This is a genomic window from Actinophytocola sp. (assembly GCF_036378875.1).
Lineage (GTDB): Bacteria > Actinomycetota > Actinomycetes > Mycobacteriales > Pseudonocardiaceae > Actinophytocola.
Genome location: NZ_DASUVO010000029.1, coordinates 1 through 17,192, shown reverse-complemented (window position 1 = coordinate 17,192; position 17,192 = coordinate 1). Strand labels below are relative to the sequence as shown.

The window sequence follows — 17,192 nt, the reverse complement described above, 5'->3', positions numbered from 1 at the left end:
CCGCGCTCATCAGGCCGCCGAGCTGACGTTCGGCGTCGCGATGTCGCTGTGGTCGATCGTCCACAGTGGATAATGGGCTCTCCCGCCACCGTCTTGATGGCATCCGACGTCGTCACACCGACAAGCACGGTCACCCCGACAAGGGGGACCGTGCTTTTCCAACTCTCCTGAAAGTTGCATTCAGCAAAATCTGCATTGCCAGCCCACCCGTACAACGAAAAGCGCGGTCTTCCCGGAGAAGTCCAGGAAGACCGCGCTTTTCGGTCAGTACCTCAGCCGCCTGCCTTCGCGCTCTCGTAGGCCTGGATGGCCCGCTGCAGTGCCGCGAGTGCCTGGCCCTGAGCGGCGAAGTCACCGGACTGCTGAGCCGTCTTCAGATCGGACAGCGCCTTGCCCATGTCCGCCACGGCCTGGTCCAGCGCCGGGTTTTCGCCGTTGCTCGCCGGCGGTGGCGTGCTCGGGGTTGGCGGTGGCGATGTGCTCGTGGTCGGTTCCTCGGTCTCCGGCGGGGTGGGGGTGCTCGTGTCGACTTGGTCGAACGCCTGGTTCAACGCACCCTGCAGCGTCGACGAGAAGCCGACCCGGCCGCCGAAGTACACGAGGACTCTGGCGAGCTGCGGGAACGCGTTCTCGTCCCTCTGTTCGATGTAGATGGGTTCCACATACATCAGGCCGCCGGCGACCGGCAACGTCAGCAGGTTGCCATATCTGACGTTGACGTTCGGGTTGTTGAACAGCGTCCGGTTCTCGGTCACCTGGTCAGTGGTCTCGAATTCGTTCTGGACCTGGACCGGGCCCTTCGCCTGTTCGCCGGACGGTAGTCGCAGGACTCTGAACTGCCCATAGTCACTCGGATCGGACGACACGGATACCCATGCCGCCAGGAAGTTCGTGTTCAGCAACGTCATCGCGCTGGTGAGCTGGAACGTCGGTTGTGACTGGCCTGGTGCCTCCGCCAGCACGTAATAAGGCGGCTGGTTCGCGACAGACCCGCCATCGTTGTTGTTGCCGCGAGCCGGATCCGGCGGCACGTCCCAGAACGTCTGCGTTGAGAAGAACTGGCCGGCGTTGGAGACGTGGTACTGCGCGAGCAGGTCGCGCTGCACCTTGAACAGGTCCTCCGGGTACCGGAAGTGCTCACGCAGGGCCGACGGGATCTCGCCGTGCTTCACCGTGTTGGGGAAGACGCTCTCCCAGGCCTTCAGCACCGGGTCCTTCTCGTCCATCGCGTACAGCGTCACGGTGCCGTCGAACGCGTCGACGGTCGCCTTGACCGAGTTGCGGATGTAGCTGATGTCCCGGTTGTCCTGGCGTGCGACACCGGTGAGCGTGTCGGTGGTGACCTCGCCGAGCGGGGTCCGCTGGGCGTACGGGTAGTTCTCGAGCGTGGTGTAGCCGTCGACGATCCACACGACGCGCTTGTTGACCACCGCCGGGTACGGGTCACCGTCGACGGTCAGCCATGGCGCGACCTTGGTGACGCGGGTGCGCGGATCACGGTCGTACATGATCTTCGAGTTGTCGTTGATGTCGCTGCTGAACAGGATGTTCCGCTCGCCGTAGTGGGCGAAGAAGACGAGCCGGTTGAACCAGCTGCCGACCGGGACACCGCCCTTGCCCTTGTAGCGGTACGCCTGGTTGGACGAGGTGTCGTACTCGCCGCGGGCGTTGACGATGGCGTAGTCCGAGGCGAGCTCGCCGTAGTAGATCCGCGGTTCGGTGACCGGGATGTCCATCTGCGCGCCGTCCTCGAGCGCCTCGAGGTCGCTGACGGTGAAGTTGGGGTAGCCGCCCTCGCCGCTGCCGCCGGACTCCTCGGTGAAGGCGCGGTTGATCTCGTTGGCGGGCGCCGCGACGAACCCGTTGCCGTGGGTGTAGACGAGGTGCTTGTTGATCCACGACGTCTGGTTGTTGACCAGCCGGGACGGGTCGAGCTCACGTGCCGCGACGATGTAGTCCTGGACCTTGCCGTCGACCTGGTAGCGGTCGATGTCGAGCTTGGTCGGGAAGCCGTAGAAGTTCTCACCGCCCTCGCGCTGGGTGAAGGTCCGGGACAGGATGCTTGGGTCGAGCAGACGGATGTTCCCGACGGTGGGGTCCTTCGTCGGGTCGTCCACCGCCTCGAGGATCTTGGTCTTCGTCGCCTCGTCGACGGTCGCGTTGCCCGAGTAGTCCTCCAGCTTGACCTTGTCGTCGCCGAGGCCGAACGCGTCCTTGGTGGCCTCGATGTTCCGCTCGATCGACAGGGACTCCTTCTCCGCCTCGTTCGGCTTGACGGAGAACTGCTGCAGCACGGTCGGCCACGCCCACCCGACGAGGATGCTCGACAGGATCAGCAGCACGATCGCGATGGCCGGCAGTTGCAGGTTGCGCACGAACGCGCCGACGAAGAACGCCACCGCGCAGAAGCCCGCGATGAACATGAGGATCAGCTTGGCCGGCAGCACCGCGTTCAGGTCGGTGTAGGTGGCGCCGTCGAACAGGGCGTTGCGCGTGGAGAACAGCAGTTCGTAGCGCTCGAAGAAGTAGTCGACGGCGAGGATGACGACGAACAGGCCCGCGGTGACCGACAGCTGCACGCGTGCCGGCACCGAGAAGTTGTCGCCCTTAACGCCGAGGCGGATGCCACCGAAGATGTAGTGGGTGATCATCGCGCCGATACCGGCGATCGCGATCGCGACGAACAGCCAGGTGATCAGCCAGGTGATGAACGGCAGCGTGAACGCGTAGAAGCCGATGTCCTTGCCGAACTCGGGGTCCGTCTCGCCGAACGGCGTCGCGTTCATCCACAGCTGCACGGGCTGCCAGTCCCCCTGGCCGGTCGCGCCGGCGATGGCGCCGACGACCACGGGGACGCCGATGCCGAACAGCCGTACCCGCTGGACGATGGTCGACCGGTATCGCGCGAGGGGGTCGTCGGCCCCGGAGACGGGGACGAACACCGGCCGCGACCGGTAGGCGATGGCCAGGCTGACCGCCAGTAGTCCGCCGACCAACAGCGCGATCGCGAAGAACAGGATGGTTCTCGTGAAGAAGATGGTGGTGAACACCGACCGGAAGCCGACCTCGCCGAACCACAGCCAGTCGACGTAGGTGTCGAGCAGCCGGGCGCCGACGATCAGCACCAGGATGAGCACACCGGCGATGCTGAGTAGGACCTTCGCGCGTCGGGATAGCTTCGGCATACCGATCGGGGGCCTGGTGGCCACGGTGTACTCCCTGTGTTGACCAGTGTTCTTCGCTGGACAGCTGTCCTAGATGTCCAACTGTATTCCGAGCCTGTCAGGTTCCCGTTCGGGTAGGTCGAAATAGCCGAACGCGAGAATAGGTGAGGATGGCAGGCATGTCCGCGAGCCATGCCCAGCATCTGTCCGCCGTCGCCCGAGAGGTCGAGGACTTCGTGTCCACGGCCGGGTGGGACCAACCTCCGCAGCTGTTCGCCCTGGTCCCGACCGCTGACCTGGTCGAGGCCCAGCCCGATCTGGCTGCCCAGGTCGACGCGGGCGCCCTGCTGACCCCGGTGGCCCAGGAGGCGCTACCGAACGAGGACCTCGCCGACGCGCTGGCCGGCATCATGTGGCCGGAGGCGGTGCAGGGGTGCGCGATCGCACAGGAGATCGTGGTGCTGCCCCCGGACGCGGAGGACACCCTGCCGGACGGCGAGACGACCGGCGACGCGGACGTGCTCCGCCGCATCGCCGCGGAACACCCCCAACGACGCGAGGCACGCCTGGTCGCGGCGGTCCTGCGCGACGGCACGGCGGCATGCGTCCTCCGCATCCGCGGCACGAACGGCGAGGACGAGGTCGTCGAACACCCGGAACTGGCCCCGAACCTCACGACGGCCCTACTCGCCACGCTGCACTGAACAGGTCCGGAGCAGGACGAACCCGACGTCGATCGAGAACCAGCCGGCCGGCCACATGAACGGCTAGGGAGAGGCCCGAAATCTCGCGCGCGCGTTGCCCAACCCCCACCCGATCCCGGGGGCGTCCCGCCGTGCCAGTCTACCGGTAGGGGGTGACAATCGGGCTCAAGTCGATCTTGCCTGTGGACAACTGGGTGGGCTGTGGACAACTCGTCAGCAGTGCGGCGGAGTGCGGCCCGCGTCGAGGTCCTTCAGTGCGTCGACCGCGCCGGCGAGGGTCTCGACCTTCACCAGCTCCATGTCGTCCGGCGCGTTCGACTTGGCCTCCGCGCAGTTGTCGGCGGGCACCAGGAACGCGGTGGCGCCGTCCTCCTTCGCCGCGATCAACTTGAACGGGATGCCGCCGATCGACTGGACGTTGCCCTGTGCGTCGATGGCGCCGGTGCCGGCGACCGTGCGGCCGTCCTCCATCGCACCGGGGGTCAGTGTGTCGACGATCGCCAGCGCGAAGATCAGGCCGGCGGACGGCCCGCCGACGTCCTCGAGGTGGATGTTGATCTCGAAGTCCACCGCGGCACGTTCGGCCGAGGTCACCCCGAGGTAGCCCTCCGCGCGCGTGTCCCCCTTGTCGAAGTCGCTCGCCTTGCCGAGCTTGATGTCGACCGTCTTCTTCGGCTCGTCCTCGTGCTGGAACGTGATCTTCACGGTCTGACCCGGCGTCGTGCCCTTCAGTGCATTGCGCAACGACTCCTGCGTGTTGATCGGCTGGCCGTTGACCTCCCACAGCCGGTCACCCGGCTGGATCACGTTGTCGGCCGGCGCTCCGCGAGTGATCTCCTGCGCGATGACCTTCACGGGCTTGTCGAGCAGTCGCAGGGCTGCGGTCTCGGCGGCGCTCTGCGAGTCCTGGAACATCTTCGTGTTCTCGCGCTCCAGGTCCTCCTGCGTCTGGCCGGGCCTGAAGTACTCGTCACGCGGCGCGAGCGCGTAGCGGCCGCTGACCCACTTGCCGAGCGCGTCGAACAGCGTGACGTCGTCGTTGATCGACACGGTGGTCATCCGCAGCTGCCCGCTCGTCGCATAGGTCTTGGTGCCGTTGACCTCGACGACGACCTGCCCGTTGACGCTACCGAGCGTGTTGTAGGTCGGGCCGGGACCGATGGAGACGTACGGGACCTTCACGAACCCGCCGATCAGTGCGAGCGCGGCCACGATCACGAAGCTGGTCACCATGGTCCAACCGCGACGCGTCATGCCGCGCGGGCTGTCCGTGCCCGGTTCGTAACCGATTGTCCGAGGAGCCTCGACCTGGGCGCGCGGAGAGTCACTCACGGGTTGACAGGGTACGGCCTGTTCTCAACGAGCGAATCACCGCGCGTTACTGGCGCGGCGTACCCGCGTACCGTGGACCTATGACCGAGTTTCCGTTTGGCTTCGGGCCGCCGAACCCGGACGACCGTGGCAAGAAGGAGCCCTCCGGCGGGGAGAACCCTGCGGAGGCGTTCAATCAGCTCGGCCAGATGCTCAGCCAGCTCGGGCAGATGCTCAGCCAGGCCGGCAGCTCGACCGGGCCGGTGAACTACGACTTGGCGAAACAGATCGCCATGCAGCGTCTGACGTCCGGCGACGTCGGCTTCTCGACGTCGACGGAGTACCAGAGCGCGGTGACCGACGCGGTGCACCTCGCGGAGATGTGGCTGGATCCGGCGACGATCCTGCCGGCCGGTGCGACGTCGGCGAAGTCGTGGACCGCGCGTGACTGGGTGGAACACACCTTGCCGACGTGGCAGCGGCTGTGTGACCCGGTCGCCCGCCGCGTGTCGGGCGCGTGGGTGGACGCGTTGCCGGCGGAGGCGAAGCAGGCCGCCGGGCCGTTGCTGTCGATGGTGGGCCAGATGGGTGGCATGGCCTTCGGATCGCAGCTGGGTAACGCGCTGGCTCAGCTGGCGTCGGAGGTACTGACCTCGACCGACATCGGCCTCCCGCTCGGCCCGCCCGGGACGGCCGCTCTGCTCGGCGCGAACATCGAGGAGTTCACGAAGGGGCTGGAGCGCCCGAACAGCGAGGTGATGGTCTTCTTCGCCGCCCGCGAGGCCGCGCACCAGCGCCTGTTCACGCACGTGCCGTGGCTGCGGCAGCGCCTCCTCGCCACGGTGGAGGAGTTCGCGAGCGGTATCCGGGTGGACACCTCGGCGCTCGAGCAGCTGGCCACCCGGATCGACCCGGCGAACCCGCAGTCGATCGAGGAGGCCATGCGCTCGGGAATGCTCGAGCCGCAGACCACGCCGGAGCAGAAGGCGGCGCTGACCCGGCTCGAAACCCTGTTGGCTCTGGTGGAGGGCTGGGTGGACGTGGTCGTCGGCGACGCCGTGACCGACCGCCTCCCGGGCGCCGACGCGCTGCGCGAGACGCTGCGCCGCAGGCGCGCCAGCGGCGGCCCGGCCGAGCAGACGTTCGCGACGCTGGTTGGCCTGGAACTCCGCCCGAGGCGACTGCGCGCGGCAGCGGCTCTGTGGCGCCTGGTCGGCGACCGCCACGGCCTGAAGGCTCGCGACGGCATCTGGGCACACCCGGACCTCGTCCCGACGGGCGAGGACCTGGACGAGCCGATGGACTTCGCGGACCGCGTCGGCCAGAAGCCGGCGATCGAGGACGACCCGATCGCGGCGCTGGAACGCGAGGCACAGGCCAAGCGCGACGAAGGTCCCACCGAGGACAGCGACAAGCTCGACTGACGACACCCTGAAAGGGGTCCTTGACGGCCACTCACGGCCGCCTGTGAGGGCCCCTCCGGGAAGCTCACCGAGCACCTACCGACGCACCGCAGGTTCACGCCGGCGAGCACGCACGGATCGCTCACCTTGGCCATCTCCCGCACGCGGGCGGAATTCCCCTGCCGATCGCAACGGACCTGAGCAGGACCCCGCCTTGGCCTCCAAGGCGGGAAGCACCGGTCCGCGTGCCGACCTCATGGGCGAAACCATCTGCCCACGTGTGCCGACCGCAAACCAGCCGTTGGCCTGACCTCGCCCGCCCGCCAGGCTCGATGTCGGCCCGCCCGTCAAGCGAGCCGTGACCAGCCGCACGAGGTCGCAACGATCTCGCCGTCCAGGCCGCGACAGGTATCACCCTGCCGTGCACTCAGCCAGCCCTACCCTCAGCGCCGTCTGCGGCAACCTCAACGTCGACCCGCTCGCCAAGTCAGCCCTGGCCACGGCCAGCCCCGACCGTGTCCTGCCCGCCGCAGTCACCCACGATGGACGTCACCCAGGGTGGGCTCGTCCGCCAAGCCAGCCCTGTCTGTCCCCCGGCAAGCCTCGACGCCAGCCGATCCCCGGCCCTGCCAATCACCTCCTGCCTGTGCCTGTACTGCCAGCCTCGACCTCGGTCGGCCCGTGGCGCGCGTGGCTCACGCCCAGGCCGACCAAGGCCATCAGACCGACACCGTCCGATCCCGCTTGGCCACCATCCGGCTCACCAACCACCCGGCCCGCCCACCGAACAGCCCAGCGATCCCGACTCGGCCATACCCCGCCCCCACCCTCCGGCCCATTCCGGCATATCCCCCTCAGTCCTCAGTCACCATCCCCAGCCCAGCCGCCGCCGACAGTCCCTCCAGGTAGCCGATCGCCCGGTCGGTGCGTGGGTACGCCCGCACGAGCTCCCAGAACTTCGCGTTGTGCGCGGGCACGAGCAGATGCGCCAGCTCGTGCACGAGCACGTAGTCCAGCACCCATGTGGGCACGGACCTCAGATGCTCACTGACTCGAATGGTTGCGTCCGCAGGAGTGCAGGACGCCCACCGCGTACGCATGGGCGGCACCCACCGCACACTCGCCGGTACCGCCCGCCCCCGCAGATGCTTGGCCGACAGCTCAGCACAACGACGTAACAGCGCTTCGTCCGACGGCTTCGCCGACGGCAACTTGCGAGGCTCGCCCTTCAGCAGCTTCCGCTGCATCTCGGCGACCCAGTGTGCCTCCTCGGCCTTTGACAGCCGGGCAGGGATCAACACGACCAGCGTGTCGCCATCGCGATACGCGGTCACGGTGCGCGTGCGGCGCTTGCTGCGTCGCACCTCGACTCTTGATTCGGCCACGGCTGCCACGTTACGACTCCCCACCGACAATTCGGAGTGCCTTCCCGGGCAGAGCCTTGGGTACCTGGGCAAGCCTGTGGATAACGATTTCGTCGCCGGCCGCTCGTCGCCGAACCTGTCCACATGGCGAAACAACTACCCACTCGGCCGCGTGTGGTCGGCGGTCTCCCGGTGCTCCGGCGGCAGCGCGGAGAGCTGCAGATAGGGCTCGATCCGCGGCACGCGAAGGTGGTGGGCGGGCTGCCCGACACCGTGATCGCGGCCGCCCAGCGGCTCACCGGCGACCGGACGACCGCCGAGCTCATGGACGGCTTGACCCCGGATGATCAGACAACGTTCACCGAACTCCTGGAAATCCTGTTTGACCAGGGCTTTCTCGACGACTGGAGCAGCTCACCGGCCCGTCTCGCCGGTGAGGCGTCGGCTGCCGAGGTCCAGACGCTTCACACCGAGAATCACCCGATCGAGCGAACCGGCCTGCGGGTCTCCGTGCATGGCGACGGCCGGCTCGCGGTGACGGTCGCCTGCCTGCTCGCGGGAGCCGGCGTCGGCTGGGTGCACGTGTCCGCGACGGGCACGGTCCAGCCGGAGGACACCGGCACCGGCTACCTCCTCGACGACGTGGGCATGCCGCGCCTGGTGGCCGCCCGACGGGCGGTGCGGAGGGTCGACCCGACCGTCCGCACCGCGCTGTTCGACGCGATGCACGCCCCTGACCTGGTGGTGCTCACGGACGCGCTCGTACCGAGGCCGGAGGTGATCGACATGTTGACCGCGGCGGCCGTGCCGCACCTGCTGGTGCGCACGCGGGACACCTTCGGCATCGTCGGGCCTCTCGTCGTACCCGGTCTCACAAGCTGCCTCCGATGCGCCGACCTGCACCGTTGCGATCGTGACGAGTGTTGGCCGCAGCTCGCCGCCCAACTCGCGGGGCAGACGCAACTCACCGACCTCGCCGCCACCCACGCGACCGCCGCGTTCGCCATGGTGCAGGTACTCGAGGCGGTCGCGTGGCTGCGTGGTGGATCACAGCGACCGGCCACATGTGACATGAGCGTCGAACTGGATCCGAGGACCGCGACCACACGGCATCGTGGCTGGTCAGCGCACGAGGAGTGCACGTGTGGGGCAGCCTCGAGGCAATACGTTGATCACGAGCACTGCGCCAAAGTTGCTGCGGACACCGCCACGGAGTTGAGACAATTGGATCGTGACGGAGATGCCTCGTAAGACGACGGCACGCACCGCGCGGCTCGCCAGCATCCCCCTCGGAGTGGCCGGCCGAGCGGTCGGCGGCTGGGGGAAACGCCTGGTCGGGCAGAACGCCGAGCAGGTGAGCGCCGAGCTGTCGGCCAAGACCGCGGAGCAGCTGTTCGCCGTGCTCGGCACCCTCAAGGGCGGCGCGATGAAGTTCGGCCAGGCGCTGTCGGTGTTCGAGGCGGCGATACCCGACGACATGGCCGAGCCGTACCGGGAGGCCCTGACCAAGCTCCAGTCGGCGGCGCCGCCGATGAGCAGCCAGACCACCCGGCGAGTGCTCGCCGAGCAGCTTGGTCGCAGGTGGGAGGAACGGTTCTCCTCGTTCGAGGACACGCCGGCGGCGGCCGCGAGCATCGGCCAGGTGCACGAGGCGGTGTGGCACGACGGCCGCAGGGTGGCCGTCAAGGTCCAGTATCCGGGTGCCGACCAGGCACTGCTGTCCGATCTGCGGCAGTTGCAACGCTTCAGCAGATTGTTCCAGGCGGTGGTGCCGGGCACCGAGGTCAAGCCACTGCTCCAGGAACTGTCCGACCGGATGAGCGAGGAGCTCGACTACCGGTCGGAGGCCCAGCACCAGCGCGCGTTCGCGAAGGCGTTCCACGGCGACCCGCACGTGCTGGTGCCGAAGGTGGTGGCGAGTGCCCCAAAAGTGCTGGTCAGCGAGTGGGTGGAAGGTCGGCCGCTGTCGACGATCATCCGCGAGGGGGACCGCGCGGAGCGTGACCTCGCCGGGCTTCGGCTCGCCGAGTTCCACTATTCGTCACCAGCACGGGTCGGGTTGCTGCACTCCGACCCGCATCCCGGCAACTTCATGCTGACCGAGGACGGCCGGCTGTGTGTGATCGACTTCGGGGCGGTGGCGCAGCTGCCGGACGGCCTGCCGCCCGCACACGGCCGCATGATGCGGCTGGCGCTGGAGGGCCGGTCGTGTGAGCTTCTCGACCTGCTGCGGGAGGAGCATTTCATCCGGGCGGACGCGCGGCAGCAACCCGAGGCCGAGCACGTGTACGCGTACCTGGCGCCGTTCGTCGAGCCGTTGAAGTCGGAGACGTTCCACTTCACGCGGCGGTGGATGCAGAAGCAGGCCACGCGGGTGAGCAACATGCGTGGCCAGGACTTCCGCACCGGCCGGTCGTTGAACCTGCCACCGCAGTACCTGCTGTTGCACCGGGTGCTCGGCGGGTCGACCGGGATCCTCTGCCAGCTGGACGCCGAGCTGCCGGTGCGGGAACTGATCACTCGTTGGCAGCCGGGTTTCGCGGCCTGACGTAGGGCTCGACTGCACGAAAGTCCCATTCGCTCGCCCTCCCTCCCCTCCCCCCTTCAGCTCCCGCCCCCACCCGCCGACGACCCAGTCATGCACGACCTCACCCCTCCCGACAACGTGATCACTACGGCCGAACTGCGGGCGCGCGGCATCTCCAGCCATGCGATCGCCCTACGGTGCCGGCCGTCCGGCCCGTGGCAGCGAATCCTGCGGGGAGTGGTCCTGATGAGCCCCTTCCACCCCACGCGTCGGCAGCGGTTACGAGCAGCGGTCGCCTACGGTGGACCGGAGGCGGTGATCTCCGGCATCGACGCGATGCGCGCGCACGGTGTCGACGTGGCGGCACCGTCGGAGGTGCTGGTACTGGTGCCCGCCAGGCGCCGGGTGGCGAGCACCTCGTACGTGACGGTCGAAAGGACGGTCAGACCGCCGACCCCGGTGAACCTGGCTGGTCTGCCGTACGCGTCGCTGGCGCGTGCCACGCTGGACGCGGCCAGACGTGCGCCGAACCAGGAACAACTGCGTGCGCTGCTGGTCTCGGCGATCGGCCCATGCACTGTGGCCGCTCTGCGCGCGGAGCTGAACGCGGGTAGCCAGCGCGGCTCGGCGGCGGTCCGCGAGTTGCTGTCGGACGACCTGGCCACTGACGACAACGTGGTCCCGGTAGCGGTCACCCTGGCGAAACGAGCGCTGCACACGACCTCGCTGCCACCGCCGCACTGGCACGAACCGATCCACGACCAGACCGGGATGCTTTTGGGTATCCCGGACGCGTGGTGGCCGGAGGTGTCGTTGGCGTGGGACGTGGGCACGCAGACGCGCCACCACGATCCCCGGGCGTGGGCGGCGGCGGGAGTGACTCTCATCCGCACGGACCCGCAACGACTGCGCTCGTCCCCGACCGCGGTGGCGGACGAGTTGGTGGCGGCTTTCGCGAGAGCGGCAGCCCGCCCACAACGCCGAGCCAGCTAGGGCCGGTCAGTCGACTCGACCGATGCAGCCCGAGTCGGCTGAGCACTCGTCATGGTTCGGCAACCCAGGCCCGAATCACCGCGACAGCGGCGCTCCCCGGCGGGAACACACCTGGGTTCGCGTCAACTCCCCGGGCGGCCGGGCCGATGCGCCGGCCCGGCCGCCGTCCGCCACGTCATCCCGCCTCAGGAGGAAAGAAATGATTCAGCTCAGCACCAAATCTCACCAGTACGCATCGGGCAGCTTCCCCTCGATGTCACGTGCGTGCACACGTGCGCACGCCGGACACAGCCAGCTGCGGCCATTCTCGTCGTGGGTCATCGCCCACGCGAGTGCTTCCTCAGGTGGTGCCTCGGCACGGGACCGGCCGCAACGTGCGCATGACACGGGCGCCGGGTCGGGCTCGTCGACCATGGCGGGCAAGCTTACGTCAACTCGGCATCTGTCCAAGATAGACAGTCGAAGCGCCGAGGATGAAAATGTCGTCCCGCGCACCGAGATATGCCGAGTCCGCCGGGTCGAGCAGGCGTGCCACCGTCGCCTTGTCACTGTCCGAGAGCTGGTCCTCTCCCACGCCGTACATCCAGGCGAGCCAGTCCACAACGGACTGTCGAACCGCGTCGGACGCGGGTGCGGGATGGTCGATGACGTAGCTGAACGAGAACACCTCGCTCAATCCGGCCGCCTCGAGGGCCTTGTTCCAGCCGATGGGCAGCGATGTCACGCCAGACATCTCCGCACGCATACGGACGAACCAGCTGTCGCGTGCCGCGGTCAACCGGTTGGCGAGCCCTGGCTCACCGATGCCCAGGTCCCACGGCAGGCACTTCGTGGCGAGCCCGCCTTCACCCAGCGCCAGCCATCCGCCTGGCGCGAGCACCCGCGCCAACCCGTCGATGGCCCGCTGCTGGTCAGGGAGGTGATGCACAACGCGTGAGGCCCACACCAGGTCAGCCGAAGGCAGCTGGTTCGCCAACTGGTCGCTGGACGCGTCCGCCTGGACGGCTTCGACGACGACCGGCGTACCGGCCGCCACGTCGCGAACGTGAGCCGTCGCGGCGTCGAGCAGCTCGTCGACCGCGTCGCTGAGCACGACTCGCCCACCGCCACCGCGCGCGGCGAGCGCACCGGCGAACGCGGCACTCATGCCACCTCCACCCGACCCGACGTCGACGATCACCGGTTCGGTGTTCGGGCGGAGAAGGCCGACGAGCCGGTCGGCGACCTGGCGGTCGTTCTCGGCGTCGAGATCATCGGCCCGTCGCAGCGAGGCGAGTCGTGTTGACCAGTCGATGTTGTCGTGCGTGTGCGCCATGGAGGCGACGTTATCGGTGCGGCGGCGCGGCCGCGTCCGATAAAACCGGGCCTGCCTGGCCTCAGAGGCGTCGTAGTCCGACGAGCACGCGCTGCATGAACGCGATGTCGGGGGCGCCGTCACCGACGGAGCCCGCGGTCGGGTGGACGACGACCACGCCGGCGGTCGCGAGATCGCCGAGGAGCACGCGCGCGACACCGAGTGGCATCGACAGCAACGCGGCGATCTCGGCGACCGACCGCGGCTGCAGGCACAGGTCGACGATGGTGCGCCGGTGATGCGTGGTGAGCACCTCGTCGAGCACGGCGTCGCTGGGATGCCCGCTGGTGGACACCAACGCCTCGATGGCGAGGTTGTGGCTGGAACGTGTGCGCCCACCGGTGTGCGCATACGGGCGGACCATGGCGCCGGCCCACGGCCTGACGAGCTGCACGGTGCGTTCGGCCGACTGCTCGGGTGTGGGCTCACCGGGTGGGGTCTCGGCACGGGCGTCCGAGGGGTCCTCGACCACGGGGGTGCTCCCGGTGTCAGAGGCCTTGGCACGCTTGGGCTTACGCGCGGAGTAAGGCCCGAACCGTGCCCCGGTGGGCCCAGCGACGACCTCCTCCTCGGGCTCGGTTCGCGCACGGGCTTCGGACGAGGAGTCGCCAGCCCCGGCGGCGGACGACGCGGAGGATGAACCGGCAGCAGCGGAGGCGGAGGAGGGGGTGGGAGGGGAGGGGGCGGGGGGCCGGCCGGAAGTCGACGAATCGGAGTCCCAGGTCGAGGAAACGGCGCCCTGGGTCGAGGGATGGGAGCCCGGGCCCCTGCCGGATTCGAAGGTCCCGTCTGGGGCGTGGGCTTGTCGGGCGCCAGACGCCTCGTCGGCGGCAGGCGGCCAACCGGCCACAGCGGAACGGTCGGCAACAGCGGGCCAGTCGGCAGCTGGAGGCCGGTCGGCTACTGGGGGCTGCCCGGATGCCGGCACCCAGTCAGCGGCGGCTGCCTGGCTGGTCGCTGGCCAACCGGCAGTCGATGCCCCGTCGGAAGCGGAGGCCCAGTCGGCGGCAGCGTGCTGGGGTGCCGACGCCTGCCCGAACGCCGGAGGCGCGCCCGCAGGAGGTTCCGAACCCGCTGGCGGAATCCAGATGGCGTCGGGTCGAGAAGCCACATCGGAACCGGATTCCCAGCCAGGGGCAGGAACTGAACCGACACCTGAATCCCAACCAGAACCCGCAGCGGAACGAGAATCGAAGTCCCAACCAGGAGGAAGAGCTGGACCAGCACCTGGCTGTGAACCAGGTCCCGGAGCCGAACCAGACCCGGAGTCCCAACCAGCGGCAGAAGCCGAACCGGCGCCAGGATCCCAACCCTGACCCGCAGCCGAACCAGACTCAGAGCCCCAACCAGAGCCAGAAGGCGAACCGGTGCCAGCGTCCCAGCCAGGACCCGCGGACAAACCAGAACCCGCGTCCGGACTATCACCCGAATCCCAGCCGGAATCCCCTACCGGACCCCAACCAGGGCCGCCATCTGAACCAGCGCCCGAGCCCCAGCCGGGATCCGCCGCCGAACCAGAACCCGGAACCCAACCGGACCCGGAAGCCGGACCGGCACCCGCATCCCAGCCAGAACCCACATTCGGACCAGAACCAGAACCAGAACCGGCATCCGAACCAGCACCAGAACCCCAACCGGAACCAGACGTCGCACCGGCACCCGCATCCCAGCCAGAACCCATATCCGGACCAGAACCAGAACCAGAGCCGGCATCCGAACCCCAGCCAGAGCCCGCATCCGAACCAGCATCAGAACTCCAGCCAGAGCTGCCATCCGGGCCCCAGCTTGAACCGGCATCCGAACCAGATCCTGGGCCCCAGCCAGAGCCGGCATCTGAACCAGATGCTGGGGGCCAGTTGGAATCCGCGGTCGAACCAGGTCCGGAGTGATAACCAGAAGTCGAACCTGTACCTGGATCCCAACGCTGCCCCGTGGCCGAACCAAATCCAGGGTCCCAGCCAGGACCTGTGGGCAGGCCGCTGCCCGCAGGTGTGCCCGGCGCGGAGTCGCGATCAGTGGCGGATGGTCCGCCGGCGGCGTGGTTGGCGGGCGACGTCCAGTCGGCGGCATGGGTGTGTTCCGCAGCCGCGGTGGGGCGTCGGGAGTGGGGTGGTCTTGTGGTGTTCGAGGCGGGGCCGGCAGCGGGGGCCTCCGTCGGCGAGTTGCCGGGGAGGACATCATCGTCGGATTCGACTATTTCTTCGCGGTCGGGCTCTTCCAGTATGTCCGGCGACGGGAAGCGTGCGCCTGTGCGACCGACGCTGGAGCTTCGTTTGTTCTTGGCCCGCCGTCGACCGGCGGTTGCCGCGTCTCGGGCTTTGTCGTTTCGTGCCATCCCCCGCCCCGTCCGGAGCAACCTCTGAGCTTCGAACAACCTGACACCTTACGACTGATGCAACCCCCTCCGGTGACAAACATGTTTCCGACAGGTTCCACGCCAGAAAACCAGGTGGCGTGCGACGAGAAACGATCTTGTTTCTGGCTCCACCGGATTTTCGGGAACCTCGGGCGGCGGCTGCGCGGGCGATGTTGCCGGGTTTGCCTTAGTGGTCGGAATCGGAAGTTCTTCGGGGGTCGGTTGCCGGTCAGGCGGGGTTGTCGAGGTCGAGGCCGCAGGCGCGGTCGAGGGCTTCTTCCGGGCTGCCGATAGGTAGCCCGGAAGGCAGGATCTGGTTCTCGTATTTGTCGCTGCTGGCCAGGTAGAGCCCGAAGCCCCAATGGCGGGCTGATCCGCCGTAGCGCAACCGGATCAACGGCTGGGTGGTCCCGTCGGCGAGTTCGGCTTGGACGTAGGCGAACTGGCCGCGGTAGCGCACGTCCAGGTCCGTGATCTGCGGCCAGTTCTTTCGGGCGTGCGCGTTCAGCCGGTAGAGCAGGGAGTTCTTGGTGGACTCGGGCGGGGCAGCCATGACGTCATCCTGCCCGACCGGCAGGGTGGGCGCCGCATGTGACGGTTGATCATGGAAGTCGGGGTGTGGTGGTGGCCGGTGTGATGGCGTGTGCGGTGCGGGTGACTGGCTCGGTGCGGCGGCTGTTGATCCGCCGAGCCCGAGGTCAGAAGACTCCGTATCGGGACAAGATCCGCGCACGGATCGTGCTGCTGGCCGCGCGTGAATGGCCCAACACGCGGATCGCCACAGAAGTGGCCGTCGCGGTGGACACCGTGCGGACCTGGCGCGGTCGCTTCGCGGCCGAAGGTCTTGCCGGGCTGGTGGATCGGCCTCGGTCCGGGCGACCGTCCCGGTTCAGTGCGGTGCAGGTAGCGCAGGTCAAGGCGCTGACCTGCCAACTCCCAGCCGACGCTTGGGGCGCCCCTGGCACGGTGGTCGTGCCCGGAACTGGCTTACGAAGCCGTTGTTCAGGGTGTCACCGAGGCGATTTCGGCGTCGACGGTGCGCCGATGGCTGGCCTCCGATGCGATCAAGCCCTGGCAGTTCCGGTCGTGGCTGTTTCCCCGCGACCCCGACTTCGCCATCAAAGCCGAGCGGGTGCTTGACCTGTATGACCGTCGCTGGAACGGCCGCAACTCGAACCCGGCGAGTACGTGATCTCCAGTGGTGAGAAAACGTCGATCCAGGCCCGCTGCCGCTGCCACCCCAGCCTGCCACCCGGTCGGGCGCGGATGATGCGGGTCAACCACGACTACGAACGAGGCGGCGCGTTGGCCTACCTGGCCGCCTACGACGTGCACCAAGCCCGCGTGTTCGGCCGCTGCGCCCCCTCGACCGGCATCGTCTCGTTCATGGCCCTGGCCGAGCAGGTCATGGCCACCGAGCCCTACGCCTCAGCCAAGCGGGTGTTCTGGATCGTGGACAACGGTTCCTCCCACCGCGGCCAGGCCGCGATTGACCGACTCACGCACCGGTTCTCCAACGCGGTCATGGTGCACACACCCGTCCACGCGTCCTGGGTCAACCAGGTGGAGATCTACTTTTCGGTCATACAACGCAAAGTCTTGTCTCCCAACGACTTCATCGAACTGGCCGAGGTCGAACACCGGCTGGCTGAGTTCGAGAAAACGCTACAACGCCACCGCCAAACCCTTCGACTGGAAGTTCACCCGCCACGACCTGCACGACCTACTCGACAGGATCAGCCAACACGAACACTGCAACGCCGCTGCGCCCCTACCAGCTGCATGATCCGCCCCCCGAAGAACTTCCGAAACTGACCACTTAGAGCCCGCGCAGGTTGGGGGGCTGGTTGGCCCGGAGTGAGGAGCAGGCACGGGCTGCTCTGCCATCATGGCTTATCAACCCGTTGTGGGACCAGTTCGCCGCGCTGTTGCCCACCCGGCCAGTGTTCGACCCGTCTCATCCGCTGGGCTGTCACCGCCGTCGGATCCCGGATCGGATCGTGTTCGACAAACTCA

General features: G+C 68.1%; 13 protein-coding genes. 7 read left to right on the top strand and 6 right to left on the bottom strand.

Translation table 11 applies throughout. The features are described from left to right. Nucleotides 1-272: 272 nt before the first annotated feature. Entirely contained in the window at nt 273-3,209 is a 2,937-nt protein-coding gene (locus VF106_RS08340) for a UPF0182 family protein (protein WP_330839015.1), read from the bottom strand. 134 nt (nt 3,210-3,343) lie between these two features. Here VF106_RS08340 and VF106_RS08335 point away from each other — a divergent pair, with 134 nt between their 5' ends. Beyond that, a complete protein-coding gene (locus tag VF106_RS08335; RefSeq protein WP_330839014.1) occupies nt 3,344-3,868 on the top strand; it encodes a PPA1309 family protein in 525 nt (174 codons plus the stop codon). A 213-nt stretch (nt 3,869-4,081) separates the two neighbouring features. On the opposite strand, the gene VF106_RS08330 is transcribed toward VF106_RS08335, so the two are convergent. Beyond that, the gene (locus tag VF106_RS08330; RefSeq protein WP_330839013.1) at nt 4,082-5,200 is read right to left on the bottom strand and encodes a YlbL family protein; all 1,119 of its coding nucleotides are present in this window, start codon (nt 5,198-5,200) and stop codon (nt 4,082-4,084) included. 80 nt (nt 5,201-5,280) lie between these two features. On the opposite strand from VF106_RS08330, the gene VF106_RS08325 reads away from it, so the two are divergent. Beyond that, nucleotides 5,281-6,603, top strand: coding sequence for a zinc-dependent metalloprotease (locus VF106_RS08325; RefSeq protein WP_330839012.1), 1,323 nt, complete (start codon nt 5,281-5,283; stop codon nt 6,601-6,603). 833 nt (nt 6,604-7,436) lie between these two features. Here the strand turns inward: VF106_RS08325 and VF106_RS08320 are convergent. Continuing rightward, nucleotides 7,437-7,946 carry a M48 metallopeptidase family protein gene (locus VF106_RS08320; protein ID WP_330839033.1) on the bottom strand — a complete coding sequence of 170 codons (510 nt, stop codon included), beginning with the start codon at nt 7,944-7,946 and terminating at the stop codon, nt 7,437-7,439. A 144-nt stretch (nt 7,947-8,090) separates the two neighbouring features. Here VF106_RS08320 and VF106_RS08315 point away from each other — a divergent pair, with 144 nt between their 5' ends. The 3 genes from VF106_RS08315 (at nt 8,091) to VF106_RS08305 (ending at nt 11,466) form a co-directional block, all read left to right on the top strand. Beyond that, nucleotides 8,091-9,197, top strand: coding sequence for a ThiF family adenylyltransferase (locus tag VF106_RS08315; protein ID WP_330839011.1), 1,107 nt, complete (start codon nt 8,091-8,093; stop codon nt 9,195-9,197). Beyond that, nucleotides 9,187-10,494 (top strand): ABC1 kinase family protein, encoded by a 1,308-nt coding sequence (locus tag VF106_RS08310; protein WP_330839032.1) that lies wholly within the window; start codon nt 9,187-9,189, stop codon nt 10,492-10,494. Before VF106_RS08315 ends, VF106_RS08310 begins: the two co-directional genes overlap by 11 nt. Before the next feature lie 90 nt (nt 10,495-10,584). Next, a complete protein-coding gene (locus VF106_RS08305; protein ID WP_330839010.1) occupies nt 10,585-11,466 on the top strand; it encodes a hypothetical protein in 882 nt (293 codons plus the stop codon). Between the two features lie 430 nt (nt 11,467-11,896). Here the strand turns inward: VF106_RS08305 and VF106_RS08300 are convergent, their stop codons facing one another. The 3 genes from VF106_RS08300 to VF106_RS08290 all read right to left on the bottom strand — a co-directional run bounded on the left by VF106_RS08300 (nt 11,897) and on the right by VF106_RS08290 (nt 15,729). After that, entirely contained in the window at nt 11,897-12,781 is an 885-nt protein-coding gene (locus VF106_RS08300; RefSeq protein WP_330839009.1) for a class I SAM-dependent methyltransferase, read from the bottom strand. Nucleotides 12,782-12,842: 61 nt separating this feature from the next. Beyond that, entirely contained in the window at nt 12,843-13,292 is a 450-nt protein-coding gene (locus VF106_RS08295; protein WP_330839008.1) for a DUF742 domain-containing protein, read from the bottom strand. A gap of 2,113 nt (nt 13,293-15,405) precedes the next feature. Next, a complete protein-coding gene (locus VF106_RS08290) occupies nt 15,406-15,729 on the bottom strand; it encodes a hypothetical protein (RefSeq protein ID WP_330839007.1) in 324 nt (107 codons plus the stop codon). 83 nt (nt 15,730-15,812) lie between these two features. Between VF106_RS08290 and VF106_RS50845 the strand changes: the two genes are divergently transcribed. Together VF106_RS50845 and VF106_RS08285 are read left to right on the top strand one after the other, a co-directional pair. After that, nucleotides 15,813-16,316 carry a helix-turn-helix domain-containing protein gene (locus VF106_RS50845; protein ID WP_414638899.1) on the top strand — a complete coding sequence of 168 codons (504 nt, stop codon included), beginning with the start codon at nt 15,813-15,815 and terminating at the stop codon, nt 16,314-16,316. A 126-nt stretch (nt 16,317-16,442) separates the two neighbouring features. Then, entirely contained in the window at nt 16,443-16,991 is a 549-nt protein-coding gene (locus VF106_RS08285; RefSeq protein WP_330839006.1) for a transposase, read from the top strand. Nucleotides 16,992-17,192 lie beyond the last annotated feature (201 nt).